The following is a 1,909-nucleotide window of genomic DNA, read 5'->3' as shown; positions in this document are numbered from 1 at the left end:
TTATCCAACAAGGTTTTTAGATTTTTTTTACCTCAAAAAGTGCCGACCCTTGCAGTAATCGGCGGGAAAATTCCGGGACTTTTTCCCTGAAAATTAGGTAATTGACCCCCTCAAAATTGGTAAAACCCTACACCCTGCCGCCAGGAAAAACTTTTTGCCGCAAACCCTAATTAGTTAATACCAATAACTAGAACTTTGTTGGGGTTCAGGGGCAAAAGCTAACCAGTAGGGGAATTGTAAAAGAGCGAAATTGAGCCGTTCTTCGGTATCATCGATGATAATGAGCGGTGAATATTTATCCTCAATTAAACGTTCCGCTTTTTGAATTAAAGCTTCGGGAGACTCAAAGAGAACGATGCCGCGGTCTGGTCCAAAATCGGCGCGGGAAATGCCGAGACAATCTTGGAGACCGCGCCGCCATTCGCCTAAACGTTCGGGACTATTAGCCAGAACGAGAGAACGGAAGCGATCGCCCTGTAATTCCGCCATAATCGAGATAATTGCCGAAGCGACCAGAATATTCTGGAGACGGCTGCCCATACCGCGAACAGTACCCCGGCCCCCCTGTTTAAAGAACCACTGTTGCACCCGTTCGGCGTGAATTGGTTCAAAAGTGCGCCGTAATTGCCAAGGCGGACCGTAATAGTCAGGACGACTGCGATAACGGTCTAAAAGAGTTTGGATGCGCTGATTTTGCTCAGAAAAGCCCTGTCTGGGGGTAGATTGTCCCACCGGTTCCGATTCATAACCCGAACGGTTAGAGCGACGGGGTTCTTGCCAATTATCCCGGCCCTGGTTACTGCTACGGGAGGGACGGGGACTTTCTTCGCGATCATCCCGGCCTTGACTGCCACGGGATGGACGGGGGTTTTCCTCCCGTTCGGTCCGCAGGGGAGGTTCCACGGGTCGGGGGGATTTTTCGGGGGTCTCAAAACGGGGTAATTCCAACTGTTCGGCAGCCGCGGCCAAATCCTGTAAACTGCCCACCAGATAGTCTTTAAATCCCTGAACCCGCACGGCCATATCCTGGGAGACTCCGGCGAAATTACTCCGCATTTCCTGCCGAATCCGCTCACGACGGCGTTCTAACTGTTCGATCGCCACTTCTAACGCCTGTTTGCGTTGTTCTAGGTCTTTTACGCCTTCCTTGAGCATTCTTTCGATTTGAGCTTTGATATCTCCTAGTTCCTCGGCGATCAAGCGTTCTCTTTCCGCTTTTAATGCCGAGATTTCTGCCTCTAGGCTCTGTTTTTGCCGTTCTAGAGCCTCGATTTCTGCCCGCAGGGGTTGCGCCTGCGCTGTGGGAACTAATTCGCCTTCGGGGGCGATTGCCGATGGCAGCGGATTCTCTACTGGGCGATCGTTCCAGAGATCATCAAAACTAAATTCTTCGACAGATTCATTGGGTAAGTCTGTCATTTTGTCAAGGGGTAAAACATTAAAATCTTCTGAATTCATCGGCTTTAGAAATGCAGAGCGAACAGAGGGCCAAGGCAGGCAATTAAGTAAGTGGTTCTAATTAATAGACGATATATCTTGCCTTCGATCCCCCCTGCCCCCCTTAATAAGGGGGGTGCCGATAGGCGGGGGGATCCCCCCTGCCCCCCTTAATAAGGGGGGTGCCGATAGGCGGGGGGATCTGACAATTTTTAACACCTACCTACTTAAGACGCTATTAATTGCTAGATTTTATTTTAACTCAATCTTAGTTCGCTTCTGAGTCGATCGCTGGCGATGCTGCTAAAGGATAGTATTTTTCGAGGCACAGTCTCAGGGTTGCGCTGTCAAAGATAATGGGCAAAAAATGAATGCTGTTAATTTCTTTGAAATAAAATAGGATCGGGACTTTATTCCAGAAAATCCGCCAATTTTGCCATTCTTGGTAGGGAAAGGAGCGAATTTGTTGCCC

2 protein-coding genes are annotated in these 1,909 nt (G+C 49.2%); both read right to left on the bottom strand.

Annotated features, from left to right (window positions below; all coding sequences use genetic code 11):
- Nucleotides 1-174: 174 nt before the first annotated feature.
- On the bottom strand, nucleotides 175-1,458 hold the full coding sequence (locus PX482_RS17020; RefSeq protein WP_002761591.1) for a DUF3086 domain-containing protein: 1,284 nt from the start codon (nucleotides 1,456-1,458) through the stop codon (nucleotides 175-177).
- A gap of 247 nt (nucleotides 1,459-1,705) precedes the next feature.
- Nucleotides 1,706-1,909: DUF3119 family protein (locus tag PX482_RS17015; protein ID WP_288122739.1), on the bottom strand; the 204-nt coding region annotated here is incomplete at its 5' end.

Origin of the sequence: Microcystis sp. M53602_WE12, assembly GCF_030065455.1 — a bacterium.
Lineage (GTDB): Bacteria > Cyanobacteriota > Cyanobacteriia > Cyanobacteriales > Microcystaceae > Microcystis > Microcystis aeruginosa.
Note: the sequence above shows the minus strand (reverse complement) of the source record. Positions and strands in the feature narration are given on the sequence as shown.

What these genes read in the sequence shown, in the direction of transcription:
- PX482_RS17020 (WP_002761591.1), bottom strand. Translation starts at nt 1,458, where the DNA reads ATGAATTCAGAAGATTTTAATGTTTTACCCCTTGACAAAATGACAGAC.